We start from the raw sequence: 22,182 nt of genomic DNA on the forward strand, positions 1-22,182 counted from the left end.
TCAAAACGCCCTTCCATTAATAATTTTTTAGAACCGTACGAAAAATGCTCGGAGAAGAAGAACGAAGAAGAGCGAATATGCCGAGTGGGGCTGGTTAGACAGGTGCTATTTAGTTACCCTTTAATTTTCTTATAACTATCATGCTTCACAACAGTCCGCAGGCTGCTGCCATCATTTTGTTTGACGTTATCGAAATTAACCGCAATCGTATTATTGTAAATGTTAATAACTGATGCCTTCTCGCCATTGTACTCCCCTTTTGTCACTTGAATTCTATCGTCAATTTGTACATCAACTGCGGGTTTCTCTTGTTTTTCTTGTTTTTCTTGTTTTTCTTGTTTTTCTTGTTTTTCTTGTTTTTCTTGTTTTTCTGTTACATCAGACATGAACACATCTCCTTTTGAACAAAATAACTACTATCATAAGCTTTTGACGATTGCAGCGCTTTTATTTATTAAAAAAGCTGGGAAAAGAAAGCTCTCGTCCTTTTGCTTTCTGTCTAAACTACCGAATTTACTGTCGAGAGTGACGTTTTTTCTGTCCAAACTTGAGAATTTACTGTCGAAACTCACCATTATACTGTCCAATGCCCTAAAGAAGAGCCGTCACCATCAAGTTTGCAGCTGCAAGCGCGACAACAATAGCTGCGATCTTTTTAATATTTTGTTGGGAAAGCTTCGCAAATAGAGCAACACCAAGACGCGAACCGACCAAGACACTAACAAGCCCAACTAAGAAATACCCTAGAAAATCTAACGAAAAGTCACCACTTACTCCGTGCAGCGTCACTGTCATAATCGCGGTCACAACAAATGTCACCTGGAGATTGGCGCTGTATGCATATTTGTTGTTATGAAAAAGCAAAAGAAAATAAAACACAAAAAATGGCCCGCCAACAGCAAACACTCCGCCGATGAGACCGCCTCCTAATCCTAAAATAATCGGAAGCCATGTTCCATTCACTTTCTTATCCGGATTCGGCGGTTTGCTTTTGAACAAATAAACAACAACACAAAGTAAAAACACACCAAGGAACACTTTTAAAATATCGAGCTCCCCATAATGATGCAATACAAAAAAACCACCGACACGCCCGACGAGCGCAGCAGACAAAATAACAAGCAGCGACCGCCACTGGATATGCTTAAATAATTGCAAAGCAATGCTCACTGAGAGCACTAAGGCGAGCGACACAACTAGAAGCGTACTTTCTTTCACCGTAAACATTAAAGGTAAGAAGCCCATGGCAATTAATCCAAATCCAAAACCGCTTACCCCTTGAATAAAACTCCCAAAAAGGAGAATCAAAAAGATAATTGCTAACTCTAATATCATAAAAAAACGAACCTTTCAGTATAAAATAAACTACAAAAAGCAAACTAGTTTTAATTATAGCAAAAATAGCATTCACCTCTTCACTTTTTGATTAGCAACAATGGATATTATTTATGCTTTCTGTCAACCCGTTTCTGTCCAAACTGTACCTTTTTCTGGCGAAAGCTTCACGGAACTCAACAACTAAAAAAAAATGAAGAGAAACGAACCACCGTTTCTCTTCACTCGAGTTACTTATTTCAATTCATTATTTTCATATAAACGATGAATAATCGCAGCCAATTGGGCTCTTGTCATTGGCTGATTAGGCTTAAATGTGCCGTCTGAATAACCGTTAACAATACCCTCTTGTCTCATTGTTTCAATCGCAACTACAGCCCAGTGGTCATCTCTCACATCAGTAAAAGCTCTTGTTCCACCTTGTGCTGGTTGTGAATAAAATCCAGCATTGAAAAAGATTTGAGCGACTTGTGCTCTTGTTACATTAGTACTTGGTGAGAAATTTCCATTTCCTGTACCGTTCATAATGTTATTTTGCGCAACTAAGTTAACAGCATCGAATGCCCAAAAATTCGTTGATATATCATTAAAACGAACAGGAGTGCCCTCAGACTGTAAATTTAAGAAATTCGAAAGAATCGTTGCTGCTTGTGCTCTAGTTAAATGATTATTTGGTCTAAACGTTTGATCAGAGTGACCATTAAGCCATCCTTTTTCCGCTGCAAATAAAATCGATTCTTTGGCCCAATGTCCATTAACGTCACGGAATACTGACCCATCCGTACTTTTTGTACTTCCATTATCTCGACGATCATGCTCAAATAGGTTCCACTGATTCATTATTCTTCCTACTGCATCACGGTAATAAGATCCACCTAAATGGTTATACCCTGCATGAGCAATATCAAATAAATACTGTCTAGATGCATCTTCAATACTCATACCATTTGTCAAATTCGTTTGGTATTTCTCACGAGCAAAGCCGTATCTTTGATTTTGAAGAAGTGTCCCTGCTAAGAAATTAAACGCCTCTTCATAAGAGTTGAATTGTCGGTACCAATTATCTCTTCTTTGACTTTCATCAAATATAATACGGTCTGTCCCTAAATTTTCAATAATCGGAATCGCTCTTTCAAAATCCTCATCAGGCTGACCTTTTAATTGCCAAGCGTTAGCAGGATTGAATCCCCACACTTTGATTCCAAAAAGATTATTTGCATAATAAGCAATTCTTGTCGTTCCGTAACCACTTTCTAATATGGACATACCAATGATAGCACTAGCTGGCACTCCCCATTGTTCACTTGCCCTTACAGCATATGGAGTAACCTCTTGAATAAAACGTTGTTGCTCTTGAGTAGTAGGTCTATTCTTCATTGCTAAATAAGCATTGCTGTTTCTACCTAACTCTCTATCTTCAAACGGCAAAGGATCAAATAATGCCGCGTAAGCTGACTGAGTTCCTACCGTAAATAATGAAAATACCAAAACTATAGAAAGGACAATCTTAGATGTCAATTTTGTCAATAAATTCCCCGCCCTTTTTAGTAATCTATGAAAAACTCAACAGATAGTATCTTAGCAGAATTACTAACAAAAAGGACAAGATGTTTTAAAATAACTCATGGTAAGTAATTGTAAAAGTAGGAGTCTATTCTATTTTTCTTTACGTCTTACATTTTTCAAATCTTTCATACTTTTATAAATCTATCAATGATATAAAAACCTTTCAACAATATCTTACAAATTTAGACAACCTGTGAATCCGCCTGAACCGTAACAGAGAACAGGGTTATGTCGTCTCACAAAATGCAGTCAGCACTGTTCCTGTAAAACAAAGTCGATATATGTAAAACGATTACAAAAGGGGATTAGCTTATTTTGTAGAAGTGAGAGTTAACAGCAAAATGAATGTAAAATTAGGGGATATTAAAAACGGAAGGTGAATGGTATGCTAAAAATTTTCAAAATTTTTAAAACTTCATATAGCAAAGAACAAGATATGTGTGAACGAAAGCTTGTAAAGATTATGAAACGTTTAAATGTGGCCTATTTCGATTACAATTGGGACCGCAGCAGTTGTTATATTGAATTCCGATATCATGAAACCTTATACAAAATGGAACATTCAGCTGACAAAGCGACAGGCACAGGTGTTGCTGAGTTTAAGAGCGGGTTGGATTGTTTAGTTGAATTAGTTGATACGCTTGAAGATCTTTGCCATATCATTGATCGAGGAACGTATAAGCTTGAAACGTGGCTATCCGGAATGAAAAAGACCCCTTTAGTTGAAGAGAAGCCTGAATCCCTGGAAAAAACTCAAATCAAACATAAGTTATCAGAAAAACAAAAGCATGATGAGTTTATGCTGGATACCTCTGAACCTTCCCTAGTGAACTTTAACAGAAACAAGGTCGTCCAGCGGACTATAAGCAAATAAAAAGACGCCTCCCATAATCGAACATTATGGAGGCGTTTTTCTCATATGAGCATACAAGGAAGCTATTTGCTTAAACCATTTTCGTAATTAGCAAAACTGATATTTCCGACCGAACCCTTAGTGAAGCCAGCTATCCTAAGCTGATGACATCCCCCTTCTAGAAAAACAGAATACCTGTCCCCAGTGTTTAGTGCATACACTACGAGACAGGTATCCTTTTAATATTATTTTCCGACTGCACTAACTGCAGAAATCTCAATCATTTTTCTTTCTCGATTCTTAAAAGTTGCTAGCTCAGAAACACCTAATTCTTTTAATAAATGAAGAGTTTCTGTCCAAGCGTAGCCTAGTTCATTTGGAGAATGAGCGTCTGAGCCGAACGTGAATGTCACTCCACGTTTGTTCAGCTTATAGAGGAACTCTGGTGACGGGAATACTTCTCCGCATTTTCTAACACCAGATGTATTAAGCTCAACGGTAACACCTGACTTTGCTATAGCCTCAATAGTCTCATCCATTTCCTTCGTTAAATCACTACTAGCTGGATACTTTAACCCCTTCACTGCATCCGCATGACCTAAGATGTCAAAAAAACAACGATCTACTGACTTTTTAATTAACGTAAAATATTCACGGTAGATTTGATCCGGGTCTACACTAGGATCTTCCCATCTTTTCGGATCAAACACATGGTACCCGCCAAAGTAATGAACAGAACCGATAATATAATCAAACGGATATTGTGCATATATACTGCGATAATAGTCTTCCCAACCCTCGATAAAGTCTGACTCAACACCAACTCGAACATCAATTCTCTTCTCGTATTCATCCCTAAGACGAATCACTTCTGCCACATAGTTTGGAAACTCACTTTTGGCCATCGTCATACCAGGATTAAAGTGATCCTCTTCATAAAAGAAGAGGGGGCTGTGATCCGACAACCCGATTTGTTGAAACCCTTTTGCTATCGCTTCTTCAATCATATCTCGTAAACTACCGCTTGCATGACCGCAGCGGTAATGATGCGTATGATAATCAATCATCGAAAAACCCCTTAGTTTTTTGTTCGGTGAAAAATTTATGATCCTCTACATAGTTTCCTACCTTCGCAAGCATCGCTGTGATCAATACAGTAAATATTGTTAAACTATAAAGTCCTGCACCAATTCCGATGCCGACTCCCCCAACAAATAAAATCATCGCTGCGGACGTAAGCCCCTTTACATTTAGACCATCCTTTAAAATGACGCCAGCCCCTAAAAATCCTAGGCCACTTACAATTTGAGCTGCTAACCTCATTGGATCCATCATCGTATTAGGAGACATCGAGGAAAACTTCTCCACACTATGAATTGAAATTAACGTAATCAAACAACATGCTGTGCTTACAAACATATAAGTTTTAATTCCGGCAGGCTTGCTCTTTGATGTACGATCCCACCCAATAATAAAACCGAGCAGACCACTTAACGTAACTTTGACAAACATCTCAAGATACGGAGTAACATATAATGATAACCAATCAATTAACAAAATCATTCATCATGTCACCCCCCACCTTTTACTTCATAGCTGCAGCAGTTGCTGCCGTTGTTCGTTTTTTAAAGTACTCAGAAATGAGTTCTGCTGACATAACCATCAGGAAGATAACGATTGTCACCATGAGTGCTTCGTTATAACGAGCCATTTGTGCCGCTTTCATTAACTCCCAACCAATTCCGCCAGCACCAACGACACCTAAAATGGCTGAATAGCGAATGTTTACATCAAACCTGAACAGTGACCAAGCAATGAATGCACTCAAAATCGATGGAATAACACCTTGGAGAATCACTTGAAGCCTAGAAGCCCCAGCAGAATCTAGTGCTTCTACAACCCCCATATCGATTTCCTCTAATGCTTCAGCGTACACTTTCACAAGCATCCCAACACTATTAATGGCTAATGCTAAAATTCCAGGTGTTGGTCCAAGGCCTACTGCAACAATAAAAAGTAATGCCCACACTAATGCAGGAACCGCCCGAACGAAACCAGCAAATGATTTAATCGCATAACTTATATAGCGAGACGGTGTTAAGTTTTTTGCTGCAAACACAGCTAAAATAATCGAGATAATAACACCGAAGATCGTTCCTAGAATAGCCACTTGAATGGATTCAATAGCAGCTCCAGCAATATCAATCGGTTCGTTTAAGACAGGCGGAAACATATTGCTTAGTACGTATTGCATTCGATCAATACTGCTAAGGATGCGCTCAGGTACGATGTTAAGCTGCAACATACTAAATACAAAAAATGCGATCGCTAGAAATAAAAATATTAAATTTTGAGTCTTTTTTGGCTGTTTTGTATTTGGTGGTTTCATCATAGAATTCGCTCCCTCAGCTTAGCAGTTATAAACTCTACCAAAAGAATAAGGGCAAAAATCATTAAAATACTCATAGCTGCTTCTTTGTATTGAAATAACTTAAGTGAACCTTGTAAGTAATATCCAAGTCCCCCTGCCCCTACTAGCCCTAAAATAGCCGCTTCACGAATATTCATGTCTAATTTATATAGGGACCAAGAAACAAATGATGCTTTAAATTGCGGCCAAACAGCCTGACCCATCACTTGAAACCAGTTTGCTCCTGTTGCACGTACACCCTCAAGCTGGTCACTATCGATACTTTCTAACGCTTCAGCATATGCTTTTCCTAAAATTCCTATACCTGATAGACCGATAGCAATCGTTCCCGTTAATGGCCCAAGGCCGATTGATGCCACCAATAAAATCCCCCACACAACAGCAGGTACTGAACGTAGGAATGCAGTTACCGCTTGGCTGATTTTAGCTAGAACAATATTCGGCGAAATATTTTTCGCTGCTAGAACACCTAGAATTAAAGAAAGGACAACAGAGATAACCATTCCAACATAACTCATATACAAGGTATCTAACGCAGGCCCAATTAACTTTCCGATCACTGTCACATCAGGCGGAAAAAAGTCAGTCACTAAAAACACGAACATATTGTACGTACCTATGACTAAACTGATTAACTGAAATCCAGTCCCCCACAGTGACCAAATCGTTAAGGCAGCAATTACCCCAAAGATAATAAACTTATTTCGATCTAATAGTTTCTTTCTCCTAATGTACTCTTCATACATTCTGTCAGACGGAGCTCTTGATGTTTGAGATGACGGAGGCTCAACTTTTAATGATGGTGCTAAACTCATGCATGCAACGCCTCCTTCTTACGATAAAGTTTTTGAATCACTTCATCAGTTAATCCACGCGGAGAGCCGTCATAGAAGATTTCACCGTCTTTCACACCGATAATTCGATCTGCGTATTCTTTGGCAATATCGACCTGATGAAGATTGACAATCGTTGTAAGTCCATCTTCATCACAAACCTTACGAAGATAATCCATAACAATTTGTGAAGAATTCGGATCCAAACTAGCAATCGGTTCATCTGCTAAGATTAAACTAGGTGATTGATTAATGGCTCTAGCAATGGCGACCCTCTGTTGCTGACCACCACTTAATTCATCTGCTCTTTTGAACGCTTGCTCCTCTAATCCAACACGCTCAAGAACTTCTAATGCTTTTTGGACATCATTTTTATCAAACATCCCAAAAGCACCCTTAATAGAAGACATATATCCTAATCTGCCGTGTAATACGTTACGAACCGTTGGCAAACGCTTAACTAAATTAAAGCCTTGAAAAATCATACCGATATGACGGCGTATTTTTCGTAACTTTCCTTTATTGGCTTTAAGAATATTTTCTCCTAAGAAGATAATCTCGCCGTCTGTAGGTTCTGATAACCGGTTGATGGAACGAAGCAGGGTACTTTTCCCTGCTCCACTCGGTCCGATTACAACAATGAACTCGCCTTTCTTCGCTTTAAAATTTATATTCTTTAACGCTTTCGTTCCGTCCGGATAGACTTTGTTTAAATTTTTAATTTCTAAGATATTTTCTGGCATAAGGCTACCTCCTCATAAAATGAAATTAGCTCATTCTTAATTAAGTAAATCGTCAGGAGACATACCTAGAGCTTCAGCTGTACGTCGCATAATATCAAAATCTTCATCTGTCGCTGGGATCCAACCACCTTGGAAGTTTGCTGCTTCTAAAAATTCTGAAAGTTCAGGTTGATCGACCATATCGTAGAATGCTTCTCTAATTTCTTCTTTTAAATCTTCAGGCAAACTAGATAAATATGCATCCGGGCCACGAGGAATATCATCTGTTGTAGCAATAATTTTGATATTGTTGTAGTTCGGGTGATCTCCATGCGTATCTTTTAAGTTTCCAATAATGAAATCTGCTACACCTGCAGCATCTACGTCACCGTTTAATACTGAAAGCAACGCTGCATCATGTCCACCAGCGAATAGTACATTTCCAAACCAACTATCAACCTCAGAACTACTCATACCTAACTCTTCAATTAACATTGCTTTTGGGAACATATGCCCTGATGCTGATGTTGGATCCACCCAAGCAAAATCTTTCCCCTCTAAATCTTCTACTGTCTCAATTCCGGAATCTTCTAACGTTACAATAATAGAGTTATAAGTTGCTTCTTCTATTGATTTAACACCCATTGAGAATGCTTCGATATCTGCACGCTCATTTGCTAATACGTAAGCAAAAGGTCCAAAGTGTGCTCCATGTACATGTCCAGCGCGCATTGCTTCAATCATAGCTGTGTAATCTGTACCTTGAAAAAATTCTACCTCGATACCTAAACGCTCTTCTAAGTATTCACGCATTGGATCCCAACGATTTGACATAGCTGTTGGATCCTCACCTGGTAATAGTCCATAAACAAATTTATCAGGCCATTCATCGTTACCAGCTTGCTCATCACTAGAACTCTGAGATGCATTTCCCCCACCACAAGCTACCAATAAAGAAATACTGAAAACACTTACCAACAACAAAAGAAGAAACTTTTTCATACTCTAACCTCCATAGTTTTTATTGTGAAAATAATGGCACTATTAACAAAACTTTTTTGTTAACGCTTTCATAATATAACAAGATTATCTATATGTCTAGACAAAATTAATTTTTTTCTTTGAATTTTTTGGAATGAGGAGTATAATTAACTTATAAATAAAAGGGATACTACTATAAAACTAGACTGTTCATAAAAAAAGTCCGCTTTTTGAAAGGGCTTTCTAAACAAAAAAATAAGAATAGGGGTGATCGTATTGTTAAACAAATCTTCTGTAATCCCTCTTTATGTACAAATTAAAGAGATTTTAGAAAAGGAAATAGTAGAGGGGATATTAAAGCCTGGAGATGCCTTACCAACTGAAAAAGAATTAACGGTCCGCTTTTCAGTTAGTCGAATGACATTGAGGCAAGCGTTAAATGCTCTTATCGAAGACGGATATTTAGTTCGCTTAAAGGGAATCGGCACCATTGTTCAAGAGAGGAAATTAAATCAAACACTCACTACGTTACGAAGCTTTACGGAAGATATTAAATCTAGAGGAATGACTCCATCAACAAAGATACTTTCTTTTAAAAAACAAAAAGGAACAAAAGATGCCGTGGAAAAACTCGGCATAAAGTTAAAAGATGACGTCCTCGTCACCAAACGTATTCGTTTCGCGGATAAACATCCTATCTCATTAGAGACAAACTATGTTCCACAAACTCTACTGCCAACTTTAACAGAGACAGTAATGGAATCGTCCCTTCATCAATTTATTAAAGAATCAGGATTACGTCTAGTGAAAGCTAAAACGAAAATTGAAGCCGCTATGCCTTCTATTGAAGAACAGCAGCATCTTAACATTACAGATAAAGACCCCGTTCTAGTTGTCGAACGAATTACTTTCTTAGATGACGGGACTCCTATTGAATGGTCGGTTTCCGTGAACCGTGCGGATCGTTATACATTTACAGCAGAGCTGTACGATCCAAGTGTGTAGATTAATGTATTTGAAGTTAGGAATATCATGTATCCTTCGAAATACAACAAATAATGCCTCTCATCATGGATAACTTCTAATTGCTATCCATGATGAGAGGCATTGTCTATTCAATAATCTATTCTCTTTGCTTATGCAAACAATACATACTATACATTTCCTTATATCCTATCGCCTTAAAGTGCATGACCTCATAATAAGTAAGCTCACTAGAATTGGAATGTTTCTTGAACCAGGATCTCAGATTTGACAGAAGAATCATAAAACCCCTCCCCCTTTATACAGGATATTCTGATTCAGGGGAGGTGATCACTATTTTTCTGCATTCAGGCTTACACCTTTAATACTCAATGTCCTCATAATCCTTCGGCTGAGGTACTGGCTGCATATTTTCTCTAGAAGGCTGGCCTTTTTGCCGCTGCTCTTGTCTGCCCTTACCACCATTAGCTCTTTGCTTTCCTTGCTTTTTCATCTCAATCCCTCCTTTCTTTAAAAAATCACTACATTCACAGGGTTCCACATCCTAAAAAAAGAATGTGTCTGTGATAAGCACCCGCCAAAATCTCCGGCCATATACTATCTAGACAAACCACACACGGAGTGAACAAAAAGTGAAAATAAATCCACAACTACGAAGAGTCTCCCCTCTCCTCCCTGCATACATCAACATAAAGGAAGGAAAAAGATGGGGATATATCAACACCAGCGGACAATTTATCATCCAACCTCAATATGAAGAAGCAGATGATTTTCAACAGAATGGACTTGCGATTGCGAGAACAAACGGAAAAGCCGGCATGATTGATCAAACAGGTCAATTTGTCATTCCACCTAAATACGATTCGATTTTGCCTTTTACAGAAGGGCGTGCCGTTGTCATTGATGATGACGGATATAAAGTCATGAATGAAGCAGGCCAAGAGCTGACAAAAAGAGCATACGGATTAATTATGCCTTATCAGGACCAACGTGCTGTTTTCGCGGATACAAGCAATGTTCGGTTTTTATATGGCTATTTAGATGAACGAGGAAACGAACGGATACCACTGCAATTTGAAACTGCTACTGATTTCAAAGACGGCAAAGCACTTGTGAAAATAAATGAAAATGAGTATGCATTAATTAATCGAAATGGAGAAACTCTTCAAACCTATCCATATAGCTCTATGATGAGCTATAGTGAAGGCCTGATCGCTTTTAGTAAAACGTTCCAAGACAAATGGGGCTATGTAGATGAACAAGGTCGAATTGTCATTCAACCTCAATATACGTACGCCTCGCCTTTTCGAGATGGCAGAGCCGTTATAAACATGGCCGAGGGAATCGAAAACAAATACGGATTAATTGATAAAAACGCGACTTTGCTCATACCACCTGCCTATAATGATCTAACGCAACTAGGAGAACAAAGAGTAGCAGTTGGAATGGCCCGTGATCCAGAACGTCCATTTGCAGGCTCACAATACGGCATTGCAACAACTGCCGGGGGCATCTTGAGCGATTTTCTGTATGATTCTGTAAGTGAATATCAAAAAGGATTAAGCTCTGCGACAGCCGGTCAAACCACCTTTTTTATTAAACAAAGCGGAAAACGCGCCCCATCACTCCCGATCATTCCAGGTGTCGGAACCGTCCGGCTTGTTGGAGGGATTATTCAAGCAAATGTCGACCACAGTTTGGCCTACTATGACCAAACAGGGAGGCCCATCTATCAACCAAACACTAGCTTCCCTTTAGATGACCAATACCGAATTCAAATTAGGAAATACAGCCCTAATAAAGATTACCTCGTCTATTATCCAAAAGTAGAGGGAATGGCCAATCTTGAAGCTCAAAAGCAGGTCAACCTAACATTGCAACAAAAATCAAAAATAGTCCCTATTCCTCCAACTCAATTAGACTTTGGCTATTACGGCGAATTTTCGGTCTCATTCTTTCAAAGAAACCTACTCGTCCTCAAATTAGAAGGTTATGAATACCCGTTTGGCGCAGCGCATGGAATGCCTTATCAAGTACATGTGCCCATTGACCTAAAGACAGGAACGATCTATGAGCTCAAAGATCTTTTTAAACCAGACAGTGACTATGTAAAGGTCATTAGTGATATCATCGAAAAACAAATTCAAGCAGAACCACAACACTACTTTCCTGACCAATACAAAGGGATTCAACCTGATCAGCCTTTTTATGTAGATGAAAACTCCCTCACCATTTATTTTGAGCCTTATGAGATTGCCGCCTATGCTTTCGGCTTCCCTTCGTTTACGATTCCTTTTAAGGAGATTATGGAATTGATTGATGTCGATGGGGCGTTTTGGAGGGCTTTTAGAGGAGGATAATGTTTAAAAAAAGCTGCTTCGTAAAGATTGCTGCTGTGAAGAAAGGTGTTTTCTCGTCGTAAAATGGAACGGAAGTCACTCGAATCCTGCGGGATGTAGAGGGAGGGCACTGAAAAAGGATGGTTTGTACCTTTTTCAGTGCCCTCGAAGCAATGTGCGGATCTGTTTCCTTTTTTTGAAACACCCGAAGCAATGTAGCGAACGTAGTCATTACCACCTCTGGTTCGGACTTTTAGGGTAGACCCTGTTTTCACTATGTATAAAATTCTTAATCACCCGTAGTTCAAGGTGATTAACCTAGTTTTCTAAAAGTTACTTAAAATACTGAGATAAGTCAAAAGTCAACACTATTAGTAAGATGATCGGCAAGCTAATCCCCCATGCCAAAAGAGGCTTCTTATAATGTATTGGAAATAAAATAAACATCATCATAATAAATAATATTGAGTGCCACATTACCCAACCGTTGTGATGAGAAAATAAACCAACATGCATGTTTATATACTCAACAATAGTATATATGCTAACCCATAAAACGTAATGGAAGACCCTGTTACTCCATTTAGCAGTTCTGAAGAAATACTTCAAATAAATCAAAATCGTCGCAGGATACATCACTAGCATATACAATAATGAGATCGTTGTATGATTCGGAAGCAGTTGAGGTAATAAGGTTTCATGGTATATCCATAAAGCTTGACTATAAGCTAAAAAATTATGTAGTAGGTCACACAGGATAAGAAAGAGTATTGTTGGGTAATATTTTTTCCAGTTTCTCCAATCTCCCCAACGCCAAGCTGCTAAAAAATACAAAAGGTTATAGACGATATGCATAAGGTTATCATTTCCTTCATAAATTCATTATTCTATTTTTTTCTTAAAATAAGAAATTATGTAAAGTAAGATGCCATAATGTTTGAGAAGTTTGAGTTTTTTAGCCTTTACTTTTTAAACAACTTTTTGTTGATGTACCTAACTAAAATCATGGTATGGAAAAAACTATTTTACCGAAAAGCATTTTGTAGGTAAAGGAGAACGAAAAGCCAAGAAACGTAATGGACTGGAATAATGATTTAACATTATTATATAGAGATAAAGGTGTCCCAAAAGGTTATAAACAGACCTTTTGAGACACCCCATTCATTTTCAATAGTTCTTCTTCCAGCAAACTGCTTCGCTTGTTGAAGAACTTACGCTATTATTTCAAGCATCAACTACCTGAGCCGGCTTCTTTCCTAATTAATCGATAACAACCGTTTCAGTTTTTTGTGTTCCTGGAATAGACGTATGGTTATTTTCAGCTAATTCAACTTCTACTTCATATGTTCCAGCTGGGAATTCTTCTGGGTCTAACTCAGTTGTGAAGTTGTAGTCATTAATACCAACACGTGTCCCTGAACCTTCTTCTCCTTCTGCCTTAAACCAAAGGTGAGCATGTCCTTCGCCATCTACGTTCTCAACACCATAATTCTCTACAGAAAGCTCAAAGTTTGTTGCTTCCCAGTTGAACGTTAGTGTACGACCGTCAAGATTTAACTCATATGTATAGTCAATGTCTGCTGCATCTGCATCTTCTTCAGTTGCCTCTTCTTCGTCAGCCTCAGCATCGACTTCCTCCACTAGATCTGCAGAAACTTCTTCAGCTGCTTCCTCTTCGTTTCCACAAGCCGTTAAAGCCATTGATGCCACGACAACACTCGCTAAAACTGTTTTCATTTTGTACTTTTTCATAAGTAATTTCCCCTTTTCTCTTTTCTTTATAAAAGACACATTTTCTAATTTACTATAAAAGTAATTGGAATACAATGGTTTTAAGGGAATTAATAAACATTTATATGGTTCGTTATACCTATATAACAATGCTGGATTTCAATATAATGTGTGTGTTTAGTCCTTCCTAACGACATCACCCCAACAATAGCCAGCCAAAGAAGACCCGCAGATTTAACCCTTGAAATCCTACAACCAAAATAAAGGAGGGCACTGAAAAAGGTTGGTTTTACCCTTTTTAGTGACCTCGAAGCAATATGCAGAGCCGTTGCAATATTTTAAAAAGCCTTCTATGAGTGGTTTTCTCATAGAAGGCGCGCAACGTGCGGTGCCATTTCCCGTTCCATTTATTTACGACGCTCGAACTCTCTTATCCCGCTTCTCTTTCCTCTTCTTCATCGCCTTCGTAATATATCCACCTTTAAAATTCCGGGGCTCATAAGAAATGATAAACGCATTCGGCTCATACGTACTTACAATTTTCATAAACTCCTCTTCCCGATCACGGCGAGCGGTACAATCAAGTCGAAATCTACGAGCATGGTTCATTCCTTCCACCTCTGACATTGATACACTAAAGCCCTCATCTCTCAGGTCTCTCGTTAACTTTTCATTTTTATTCATAATGTTCACTTCAATTGAAACGTATCCAATCGCTAGCTTTTGTTCGATCAGCTGACCGAGATATACACCAACACCGAACCCTATCGCGTAGGCGGCCATATTTAAATAATTCGATAAATCACTAAAGACAATTCCAAGTGCGACAACGTAGATAAGCCCTTCAAGGATCCCGAGCACCGCTGCCTTTTCCTTCATCCCCTTGACCATCATGATCGTTCTCAATGTGAGCACGGGGACAAATAGCAATTGGGCTATGAAAATAATCAGTGCTTGCAGCATCGTCTCACCTTCCCCCTAAAATGTTCAACTTGTGTAGTGTAACAGGATTTGATTTCTGAATCTACACTATTCCCTTTACATATTTCGGTAAAACATTCCCCCTCCAAAATGAGACCACTGAAAAAGGTCAAAACCGTACCTTTTTCAGTGGCCCCTACAAATTAACCAGTATTTTTTCCTCATACGACCAAATGGTAAATGTTGTATGATAAAAAATGGTTCATTTCACACCGCATACAAACGCACAATTGTGCCAAATAGGAGGGAGTACATTGACTGTTCAAACGTGGGAAATTGAAAATATTAGGAATACAGTAAAATACATAACGAACGACAGCATTATTCTTACAGACGGAGAAGCCGACGCCTGTTTAACCTATTTAAATATAAAGGGAGAAGAAATTAAAGCTGTTTGCAGAGCTGAATATTATGACGAAGAGGAAGGCAGAACGTATAAAGGTTTATTAGTCTTTAGCGACTATCGAATCATGTTTCTTTCCTATGTTCCTACTGGGAAGACAACCATTGACTTCCTGCAATTTTACGAGTACTACGCGATTTCTAATGTTTCATCAATGTTTGACACTTCCACACACTCAAAGCTTACGTTTAATTATAACGGCCATTTTAAGGAATCGGTCCTATTTAGTAAAATAAACAGCTCTATCACAAATACGTTAGTTTCAATGATGAACCATTATGCTTCAATTAGAAAAGCAAAGGAATATAAAAAAAGCGACCGTGCTTTTCAAAGAATTATGTTCTCAGTTGGATCATTATTAGCAACCTTATTTATAATCGGTGTCATTAGTGCAATCTTTGTACCTGATGAATACGAAGTAACGGACGTTTTTGAAGAGTTTGATGAATATCAAGCACCCATTGCCTACGAAGTCCAAGTCGAAAATAACAATATTATAGTAGAAGAGTTGTTAGAGTATACAATCGGTGATTCTTATTTCACTAACATCATTGAGCCACCTAATTACAAGAAAGACTACCCTACTATTTTTCATAAAACATCAGAAGACAACACCATTTATTATGTCATTGAGACGAAGGCATCCAATTTATCTAACGACACCTTAAATATGATCTTTGACACTCCGATTCGATTTACATTAGTAGAAGATGATTTCTATGAATTTTTCGCTGGCTATGCTTATCTAATCAATGATTCAAGTGAATTTGTTTTTGATTACGACCTATCAGCACAAAAAGAAGTTGACATGTATATTTATTTTGAAGTACCGAGAAAGTTAAAAGATAACGACAACAAAATCGATCTAAAAATAGATGATTACTACAACTATGAGGGGATATTTATAAACCTAAGGTAAAAGAAATAACCACCTGCTCTTTGAATAAAGAACAGGTGGTTATTTCTTTAAATCAATCTATCACTCTCGCTACTTGACCGTTACACGTTTTACAAGATCCCTTTAAAATAATCATGAAATCCGTAGAATCAACTTCATAATTTACGATCGTCGTCACTCCACACGAAGAACAAAATACGTTATCTTCAAGCTTCTTTCGAACATCACCCGGTATAGCTTCCCATCGCTTCTTGGCTAACTGATCAGTTGGTTTGATTGTCACCATCACCTTTCTATAAAACTATTATAAACACAAAACACTTCTTCTAAAAGCGATTAGCTGTGGATAATCTTATAAAATCATAAAAAAGTGTCAGCTCCCCCTGTGTATATCTTGGTTGATGTGGAAAAGTAGGTGTACAACATGGTAATTATCCACCATTCACTAAACAATTTGAAATCTTTCCGTTACAGGAGATTTCCACTAATCCACAGTTAACTCAACACCGCATATTGCCCAACAAGGCGAAATCAAAATCATATTTTGTCCCAATACAGAATATGATTTGATACAACCCTTAAAAGAAGGTGACTCCCATGCTCAGACAGAAATCTCCACTCATCCTTATCATCCCATCTGTCATTGCCATTATTAGTTTACTTTTTATCCTAATCCCGTCTGAGTCCAAGCAGGCTAGTAACCTTGTAAATGAATTTTATCAAGCAGAACAAAAAGCTGATTTCGCTTCTTCCTGGGAGTTGCTCCATCCAAAGATGCAAGACCGCTTCTCTAAGTCATCTTATATGCAGGATAGGGTTCATACCTTTATGAATCACTTTGGAGCAGATACATACACATTTTCCACCTCAAGACCAAACAGAATAAAAAACTGGAAAATGACAGAGGAGTCTGAGCCAATAGAAGTATATGAAGTTATCGTAACAAAAGATTATAACGGGAAATATGGCCGCTTCCAGTTTGTCCAATATACGTATGTATTTTTAGATAATGAGGAACCCGGAATTCTGTGGGACTATAAGGAATAGACAGCCAAAAAAACCTACCAACTAGCCTTTTGGCTAATTGGTAGGTTTTCATGGATCGTTCCTCTTCGATTTCAAGTGATTTGGGCTTTCATCTCTCCTATGAACGACTTTTCCTCTTGCATTTCAAGCGATTTGGGGCTTCACTACTCCCATGACGACTTTTCTAGTAGCATTTCAAGCGATTCGGGACTTCATCGCCCCTATGAAGAACTTTTCCTCTGGCTTTTCAAGCGGTTCGCGCCTTCATTACTCCCATGAGCGACTTTTCCTCTTGCTTTCAAGTGGTTCGGACCTTCATCTCTCCTATGAACGTCTTCTCCCCTACCATTCCAGACGATTTGGGACTTCATCACTCCTCCATGCATATTTTCCAACATTTTCAACATCATAATAACGATGTTACATACATAAGGAGGATATCAAATGTTGAAAAAGAGCGTTAGTTTTATACTTTTAACATGCTTAATACTTGCAATTGTGGCTTGTGCTCCACAAAACGCAGAATCACCACCTGAGGAAACTCCTGCTGATGATCCCGCTCAAGAAGAGCAAGCTACTGAAGCTGACGAATCATCACCGAAAAATGTCATTGTTATGATTGGTGATGGCATGGGATTTGGTCAAATGGAAATTGCCCGCTTATTTGAGCATGGAAAAGAAGGAGAGCTGTTCATGGAAACCTTGCCTAATGTAGCTCTTTCTAGAACATACTCTGCAAACAATAACGTCACCGACTCAGCAGCTGCCGGAACCGCACTAGCTAACGGGGAGAAAACAAATAACGGTATGCTAGGGGTTAGCCCTGATGGAGAAGAGTTAACAAGTCTGATCGATATTTTTAAAGAGCAAGGAAAAACAGTAGGTATTGTTTCTACTAATACCGTTACCGATGCCACTCCAGCGGGGTTTGTGGCAAAGGTTCCAGACCGAGCAGGGCAGGATGAAATTGCAAGGCAAATTTTCGAAGGCAGGTACGACATCGCATTAGGTGGAGGAGAGAGATTCTTTCAACCTGATGCACAAGATGGAACAGATTTAATCGCTTCCTTCGAAGAGGAAGGCTATGATATCGTACGCAATAAGGATGAGTTAAATAACTATGAACCAACAGCTGATTCAAAACTACTAGGGTTATTTCACCCGTCATTTATGAACTACGTAAGTGATCGCGAGGTAAAAGACAGTGAAGAGCCGACATTAGTTGAAATGTCTCAAAAAGCAATTGAGGCTGCATCTCAAAATGACGATGGGTTCTTCCTTATGCTTGAAGGTGCCAGAATCGACCATGCTTCTCACGCGGCTGACTTCGTAGGTATCTGGAGGGAAACGATTGAATTTGATAATGCCGTAGAATACGCGGTTAACTGGTCAAAAGAAGATGGTGAAACATTAGTCGTTGTCCTTGCAGACCATGAGACTATGGGAATTGCAGCAACAGAGGTCATGGATATGGAAGCTTTAAAAGAAGTAGGAGTGTCACCAGAGTATATATCACAACAATTAGAGCTAGATGAAGATACGGGTAATTTCACAGCTGACAGCATCCGTGATGTGTTTGCAGAATATGCGAACATTGATTTAACAGATGATGAAATAAGCCAATTCCAAGAAAATGTGTGGGATAACGATGACCCAGAGGGACGCCTTATTCTAGAACACGAAATTGGTTGGGAAGTTGGCAGCATTATCGCACATCATTACCGCGGGGGAGTGATCGACCGACAAGTAAGGGAAGAAAGCGCCACAGGTGGACATACGGGAGAAATGGTTCCAGTCTTCACTGTTGGTGTAGGAGCTGAAAAGTTTAATGGCGTACTTGATAATACTGAAATTCCAAGAATGATTGCTGAAATTAGCGGGTTTGAATTTGAACTTCAAGGAAATGAATAACTACTGAAATTCATTTTAATAAGGATAGTCGTCAGCAAAGTTATATTGCTAACACTATCCTTATTTTTGTACAACTCACATATCACGCAGTCGCTTTTTCACTGTTACGGCAAAACTGTGATTTCCAAGTTATATCGCTCTGCGATACGAATCGCAAAGCCGGTAAATCATCGTTCTGTACTTTACTATATCAGTCATTTCAATAACTATTGCCTTATTTTCATTGAGGCACAAGGTCTTTAGCCATATCGTGTAAGAGCAGTCATTGTGACGATATGGGCGATACGGATCACCCGACGATATTCTCTTATATAAACCGGCACGATATATTCCGCGGGAAATACAAGGTACGACAAATTTCCACACACACATAAAATAAGCGGAAAAATCAACGACCTTCCACCTCTATTCTCAGGCACTTTAAGTTTTCATCGCCCCTATGAACGACTTTTCTTCTCTTCTCTCAGCCTCTTTTGGGCTTCATTACTCCCATGAACGACTCTTCCTCTCTCCAATCAGTCAGTTCTGGTCTTCATCTCTCCCCGCACCTAGAAACGTACATGTTAGCCCCGCACAAAACCTCTTTCAGACGCAAAAGCGGCTCTACAAGTACCTGGATTCACCTCATCCAGCTCGAAGTCACCGTATATCTCCAATAATTCCTGCCACAAAAAAAACTACTATGCTAGTAACCTTTCTGCATAATAGTAGAAGACCTATTATTTCACTGCCACCCCTTACTCGTTATGAGCCGTTTCCCTTTTCTAATTCCTTAATATAGCGGCTGCTGATGGTGATGATTATGCTGGTGACAAGGCGGGAATCCGTTAATATCTTGAATCATTCTATAATCATAGTGTTTTAAAGCAAACTGAGACTGGTACATATATTCCATAATATAGAGCTGTCCACCGTCAGCATCACATAATATACCTGATGTTCCTTGACCGTTTGTAAAAGAAACTCCAATAGGCTGCCCCAATAGGTGTCTAATTTTTTGCTGCCAATTCATGCAAATCCCCCCTTTTGGTACATTATTCAAAAGGAGGGGCTAGGTGACTGTCCGACAACCCTTTAAATCGATAGCATTAACCAAAATTCGAGTATGGACAACTACGAGTGATTCCTCCTACTTCTCAAAAAACACCCCAGTTTTATTAAAATACCTCTCTAAAGTATTCAAGTTCTCCTCGACCTTATCTTCCTGCTTCTGCCCTACAGCAGATATCAATGCATTGGAAAGTGCCATAGAAGCGACATGTGAATCAATTGGTGTAAACGATTCAATCTCCGTTAAAAAGAGATAATCGCTAAATGGAATCGTCGGACAACGCACACTATCCGTTATCGTGATCACTTTACAATTCTTTTCTGCCTTTAAATAACTCATAGCTTCAACGGTCGCAGATGTAAAACGTGTAAACGCAAAACCAATCACTACACTGCCTTCATCTGCTTTTAATAAGCAATCCTCTAAGTCCATCCCTGTATTCGTGATTGCTTTCACATTCCCGAGCATAGCATTTAGTGAGAATCCTAAATAATAGGCGTCAGCTAAAGACGAACGTAATCCAATAATAAACGTGTGATTGGCTTCACCTATCAAATCCACTACTTCATTAAAGTCAGTTTCATCAATTTGTTCTAATGTCTTATGTAAATTTTGGATATCTTGCTGAAAGCTAAGACCTAGAGCACTGTTTTCTCCGACTTTGCTGTTTGCTTTTTGAAGACGCTGAACCGTTCGATCTCCGATGATCAACTGGCGCAGCTCATCTTGTAAATCAGAAAATCGTTTATAACCTAATGATAGAGCAAAGCGAATAACCGTTGTTTCACTCACACCTACATCCATCCCGATTTGATTAGCCGTCATATATGTTGCCTTATCTGAGTTCTTTACTAGAAAGTCAGCAACGAGCTTTTGTGACTTCGTAATATTGTGACTCGACGTCTTAATCTTCTCAACAATAAAACTCTCAACGCTCATGTGTCCCCCTCCTATTCTGATACGTAATAAAAGATTATAGCTCATTATATCTTAGAAAAATGCGTTCAAACAACAAAATAGCTATCCTGCAATGACAAAAGCACAAAAACCCCCACTTGAAGCGGGAGCTTATAGTGCTTAATCTTAGACGAAAGAAGGGCTGTTCCAAAGATTTAATGGTTGGCCGATACCCTTTTCTTTCGCACGGTCATAGATGCGTTTGGCAACGGCAACATCTTCAATTCCCATCCCAACACTATTAAAATAAATACGTTCTTTGTCGTTCTCTCTTCCTTTTTTCTTACCGTTCACAATGGCTCCTAACTCAGCATGAATGTTCGCTGGATCAAATTCACCCTCTGTATACATTATTGAGATCGTCTCAACCCCACGATGCTTTAGCTCTTCCCAATCATCTACCACAATCTTATCGGCTTGGTGAAGAACATCAAACTCACACTCATGACTCCCCACGTGAATATGAAGGGATCCTTCGTCGACCCATCCTTTCTTGACAATCGGCTTTTCTGTTACAGTTGCTGTAATGAAAATATCAGATCCTCTAACTGCTTCTTCAGCACCACTCACCACCTCAAATGCAGCATGCGGCATGATTGAAGCCATATCATCACAAAACGCTTGTGCACGTTCAAGATTTAAATCCGCCACCTTCACTTTTTCAATTGAAGGACATACTGCTTGAATCGCCATCAGCTGTGTCCTGTTTTGAACCCCAGCCCCAACCAACCCTAGCACTTTAGAGTCTTCTTTTGCTAAATACTTGGCAACTACTCCAGACACAGCCCCAGTACGCATGGCACTAATAAGCGTACCATCCATAATCACTTCCGGTAGTAATGTCTCTTCATTATTTAAAACAATCACGCCTGCGGCACGCGGCAGGTTATATTTAAATGGATTACTAGGAGCACTTGAGATCCATTTAATTCCCGTTGCTTGGAACTCCCCTCCAATATAACCTGGCATCGAATTGATGCGTCCGCTTGTTGTCTCCGCATCAAGGTTGCCCCAGCGCAGTGTTGACTTAGTTGGAAGCACATAATCCTTTTTATCGTGAAGAGAGATAACATCCTCAATAATGTCAATGACAAACTTCATATCTCCTCCGCCACAGCTCTTCACATCATCTTGAGATAAAAATAAAAACTCTAGATTGTTACTCATTTTAAAAATCCCC

General features: G+C 39.0%; 23 protein-coding genes. 6 read left to right on the top strand and 17 right to left on the bottom strand.

The features are described 5' to 3' along the window. Positions 1–113: 113 nt before the first annotated feature. From MF646_RS06890 to MF646_RS06900, 3 genes are all read right to left on the bottom strand, one after another. The gene (locus MF646_RS06890; RefSeq protein ID WP_250095754.1) at positions 114–386 is read right to left on the bottom strand and encodes a DUF2187 domain-containing protein; all 273 of its coding nucleotides are present in this window, start codon (positions 384–386) and stop codon (positions 114–116) included. Positions 387–591: 205 nt separating this feature from the next. Next, entirely contained in the window at positions 592–1,335 is a 744-nt protein-coding gene (locus MF646_RS06895) for a sulfite exporter TauE/SafE family protein (protein ID WP_250095755.1), read from the bottom strand. 234 nt (positions 1,336–1,569) lie between these two features. Then, positions 1,570–2,862 carry an S-layer homology domain-containing protein gene (locus tag MF646_RS06900; protein WP_250095756.1) on the bottom strand — a complete coding sequence of 431 codons (1,293 nt, stop codon included), beginning with the start codon at positions 2,860–2,862 and terminating at the stop codon, positions 1,570–1,572. A gap of 424 nt (positions 2,863–3,286) precedes the next feature. Between MF646_RS06900 and MF646_RS06905 the strand changes: the two genes are divergently transcribed. Beyond that, positions 3,287–3,775, top strand: coding sequence for a hypothetical protein (locus MF646_RS06905; RefSeq protein WP_250095757.1), 489 nt, complete (start codon positions 3,287–3,289; stop codon positions 3,773–3,775). A gap of 224 nt (positions 3,776–3,999) precedes the next feature. Here MF646_RS06905 and MF646_RS06910 read toward each other — a convergent pair whose 3' ends face one another. From MF646_RS06910 to MF646_RS06935, 6 genes are read right to left on the bottom strand one after another with little or no spacing between them, the layout of a single operon-like run. Then, positions 4,000–4,821 (bottom strand): histidinol-phosphatase, encoded by an 822-nt coding sequence (locus tag MF646_RS06910; RefSeq protein WP_250095758.1) that lies wholly within the window; start codon positions 4,819–4,821, stop codon positions 4,000–4,002. Continuing rightward, positions 4,814–5,317 (bottom strand): MgtC/SapB family protein, encoded by a 504-nt coding sequence (locus MF646_RS06915; RefSeq protein ID WP_250095759.1) that lies wholly within the window; start codon positions 5,315–5,317, stop codon positions 4,814–4,816. The genes MF646_RS06910 and MF646_RS06915 overlap by 8 nt, the downstream gene beginning before the upstream one ends. Before the next feature lie 22 nt (positions 5,318–5,339). Continuing rightward, a complete protein-coding gene (gene phnE, locus MF646_RS06920; protein WP_250095760.1) occupies positions 5,340–6,146 on the bottom strand; it encodes a phosphonate ABC transporter, permease protein PhnE in 807 nt (268 codons plus the stop codon). Then, positions 6,143–7,000 (bottom strand): phosphonate ABC transporter, permease protein PhnE, encoded by an 858-nt coding sequence (gene phnE / locus MF646_RS06925; RefSeq protein ID WP_250095761.1) that lies wholly within the window; start codon positions 6,998–7,000, stop codon positions 6,143–6,145. The genes phnE (MF646_RS06920) and phnE (MF646_RS06925) overlap by 4 nt, the downstream gene beginning before the upstream one ends. Continuing rightward, positions 6,997–7,761, bottom strand: coding sequence for a phosphonate ABC transporter ATP-binding protein (gene phnC, locus MF646_RS06930; RefSeq protein ID WP_250095762.1), 765 nt, complete (start codon positions 7,759–7,761; stop codon positions 6,997–6,999). Before phnC ends, phnE (MF646_RS06925) begins: the two co-directional genes overlap by 4 nt. 36 nt (positions 7,762–7,797) lie before the next feature. After that, on the bottom strand, positions 7,798–8,742 hold the full coding sequence (locus MF646_RS06935) for a phosphate/phosphite/phosphonate ABC transporter substrate-binding protein (RefSeq protein WP_250095763.1): 945 nt from the start codon (positions 8,740–8,742) through the stop codon (positions 7,798–7,800). Positions 8,743–8,997: 255 nt separating this feature from the next. Here MF646_RS06935 and MF646_RS06940 point away from each other — a divergent pair, with 255 nt between their 5' ends. Then, positions 8,998–9,726: a GntR family transcriptional regulator gene (locus tag MF646_RS06940; protein WP_250095764.1), complete on the top strand. Its 729-nt coding sequence runs from the start codon at positions 8,998–9,000 to the stop codon at positions 9,724–9,726. A 340-nt stretch (positions 9,727–10,066) separates the two neighbouring features. On the opposite strand, the gene MF646_RS23210 is transcribed toward MF646_RS06940, so the two are convergent. Then, positions 10,067–10,198: a hypothetical protein gene (locus MF646_RS23210; protein WP_275980228.1), complete on the bottom strand. Its 132-nt coding sequence runs from the start codon at positions 10,196–10,198 to the stop codon at positions 10,067–10,069. Between the two features lie 139 nt (positions 10,199–10,337). On the opposite strand from MF646_RS23210, the gene MF646_RS23385 reads away from it, so the two are divergent. Next, a complete protein-coding gene (locus tag MF646_RS23385) occupies positions 10,338–12,065 on the top strand; it encodes a WG repeat-containing protein (protein WP_250095765.1) in 1,728 nt (575 codons plus the stop codon). 312 nt (positions 12,066–12,377) lie between these two features. Here MF646_RS23385 and MF646_RS23390 read toward each other — a convergent pair whose 3' ends face one another. From MF646_RS23390 to MF646_RS06955, 3 genes are all read right to left on the bottom strand, one after another. Further along, a complete protein-coding gene (locus tag MF646_RS23390; RefSeq protein ID WP_338035476.1) occupies positions 12,378–12,899 on the bottom strand; it encodes a CBO0543 family protein in 522 nt (173 codons plus the stop codon). 405 nt (positions 12,900–13,304) lie between these two features. Then, complete coding sequence (locus MF646_RS06950; RefSeq protein ID WP_250095766.1) at positions 13,305–13,796, bottom strand: hypothetical protein; 492 nt, start codon at positions 13,794–13,796, stop codon at positions 13,305–13,307. A gap of 390 nt (positions 13,797–14,186) precedes the next feature. Next, a complete protein-coding gene (locus tag MF646_RS06955) occupies positions 14,187–14,738 on the bottom strand; it encodes a DUF2179 domain-containing protein (RefSeq protein WP_250095767.1) in 552 nt (183 codons plus the stop codon). A 272-nt stretch (positions 14,739–15,010) separates the two neighbouring features. On the opposite strand from MF646_RS06955, the gene MF646_RS06960 reads away from it, so the two are divergent. Further along, a complete protein-coding gene (locus MF646_RS06960; RefSeq protein ID WP_250095768.1) occupies positions 15,011–16,078 on the top strand; it encodes a hypothetical protein in 1,068 nt (355 codons plus the stop codon). Positions 16,079–16,130: 52 nt separating this feature from the next. On the opposite strand, the gene MF646_RS06965 is transcribed toward MF646_RS06960, so the two are convergent. After that, a complete protein-coding gene (locus MF646_RS06965; protein WP_250095769.1) occupies positions 16,131–16,340 on the bottom strand; it encodes a hypothetical protein in 210 nt (69 codons plus the stop codon). A 314-nt stretch (positions 16,341–16,654) separates the two neighbouring features. Between MF646_RS06965 and MF646_RS06970 the strand changes: the two genes are divergently transcribed. Together MF646_RS06970 and MF646_RS06975 are read left to right on the top strand one after the other, a co-directional pair. Further along, positions 16,655–17,104 carry a hypothetical protein gene (locus MF646_RS06970; protein WP_250095770.1) on the top strand — a complete coding sequence of 150 codons (450 nt, stop codon included), beginning with the start codon at positions 16,655–16,657 and terminating at the stop codon, positions 17,102–17,104. Between the two features lie 423 nt (positions 17,105–17,527). Then, positions 17,528–18,994 (top strand): alkaline phosphatase, encoded by a 1,467-nt coding sequence (locus tag MF646_RS06975; protein WP_250095771.1) that lies wholly within the window; start codon positions 17,528–17,530, stop codon positions 18,992–18,994. 772 nt (positions 18,995–19,766) lie between these two features. Here the strand turns inward: MF646_RS06975 and MF646_RS06980 are convergent. The 3 genes from MF646_RS06980 to MF646_RS06990 form a co-directional block, all read right to left on the bottom strand. Continuing rightward, positions 19,767–20,006: a hypothetical protein gene (locus MF646_RS06980; protein WP_250095772.1), complete on the bottom strand. Its 240-nt coding sequence runs from the start codon at positions 20,004–20,006 to the stop codon at positions 19,767–19,769. A gap of 117 nt (positions 20,007–20,123) precedes the next feature. Beyond that, entirely contained in the window at positions 20,124–20,984 is an 861-nt protein-coding gene (locus MF646_RS06985; RefSeq protein WP_250095773.1) for a MurR/RpiR family transcriptional regulator, read from the bottom strand. 144 nt (positions 20,985–21,128) lie between these two features. Next, complete coding sequence (locus tag MF646_RS06990) at positions 21,129–22,169, bottom strand: ornithine cyclodeaminase family protein (RefSeq protein WP_250095774.1); 1,041 nt, start codon at positions 22,167–22,169, stop codon at positions 21,129–21,131. Positions 22,170–22,182 lie beyond the last annotated feature (13 nt).

It is taken from the genome of Halalkalibacter alkaliphilus, from assembly GCF_023555415.1.
In the GTDB taxonomy this organism is placed as follows: domain Bacteria; phylum Bacillota; class Bacilli; order Bacillales; family Bacillaceae_D; genus Halalkalibacter; species Halalkalibacter alkaliphilus.